The organism is Microcoleus sp. B4-C1, from assembly GCF_036705285.1.
Lineage (GTDB): Bacteria > Cyanobacteriota > Cyanobacteriia > Cyanobacteriales > Microcoleaceae > Microcoleus.
Map to the genome: position 1 here is coordinate 1 of NZ_JAUBUC010000239.1, position 1,176 is coordinate 1,176.

Annotated in this window: 1 protein-coding gene; it reads left to right on the forward strand. The window is 36.9% G+C overall.

The window, feature by feature from the left end; all coding sequences use genetic code 11:
- Window positions 1–78: 78 nt before the first annotated feature.
- Window positions 79–1,134 (forward strand): IS630 family transposase, encoded by a 1,056-nt coding sequence (locus QUB26_RS31885; RefSeq protein WP_333321320.1) that lies wholly within the window; start codon window positions 79–81, stop codon window positions 1,132–1,134.
- The last annotated feature ends 42 nt before the right edge of the window (window positions 1,135–1,176 follow it).

The following is a 1,176-nucleotide window of genomic DNA, read 5'->3' on the forward strand; positions in this document are numbered from 1 at the left end:
TAAGTAGGTCGGCGAAAAAAAACAAAACTATGTTAAGATACATAAAGAAAGGTAGAAATTTAGTGAGGTAATTAATATATGGGCGCTCGATTAAGAGTATTTCTCACTCAAAAGCAAGACAAAACCCTATTTAATCTGAGAACGGCGAAAGTACCACAAAAAGTCAAAGATCGAGCAGAAGTAATCAGGTTAAACGCAAATGGCTGGTATGTTGAGAAAATAGCTACTCACTTTAACTGGGCTTCACAAACAGTGAGAGCAGTCTTACATAAATGGGAAGAATTTGGTATAGAAAGCCTTTGGGAAAAACCAGGTCGAGGGGTAAAAGCCAAATGGAAAGAAGAAGATATAGAGTTTTTGTCAGAATGCTTAAAAAAAGAACCACGTACATATAACAGTTTTCAATTAGCTGATAAATTAGAAAAAGAGCGCTCTATTAAATTAAGTCCCGACCGACTAAGACGGGTACTAAAAAAAAAAGGGATCATTTGGAAAAGAGCTAGTCCAAGTCATAAAGGAAAACAAGACCCCAAACAACGAGAAATAAAGCAATCAGACCTAGATATGCTGGAATTAGCAGCGGCAGCCGGAGAAATCGACTTAAAATATTTAGATGAATCAGGATTTTGTGCGTGGAGTAAAGCAAGTTATACATATTACAAAAAAGGTCAACAAAAACGGATACAGCAAACTAAAAATCGAGGTCGTAGATTAAGTATTGTGGGGCTTTTTGAACCTTTAAGTAGCTTTGTATATGGTTTGGTAATTGGAGGTGTTGATCGAAAAGCTTATATTCAGATGATGGAAAAAGAAGCAGAAGAAGCGGCCCAAATGAAACGGATTAGAATTATTGTACAAGACAACGGTCCAATACACCGATGTCAGGAGGTTAAACAGTTGTGGTCAAAGTGGGAAGCTCAGGGTTTATATATTTTTTTCTTGCCTAAATATTGTTCCGAAATGAACCCAATTGAATTAGAGTGGCAACACATTAAAGAAGATGAATTAGCCGGACAAATGTTTGAGGATGAATTAGAACTCGCCTACGCCGTAATTCATGGAGTAGAAGTTAGAGGAAAAAGAGGAGATTACCCTACACAACGTATTAAATTCAAGTCCAGTCACCCGACTTAATATTTTGTTACATACTTATGGATTTTCCCGCCGACCTACTTA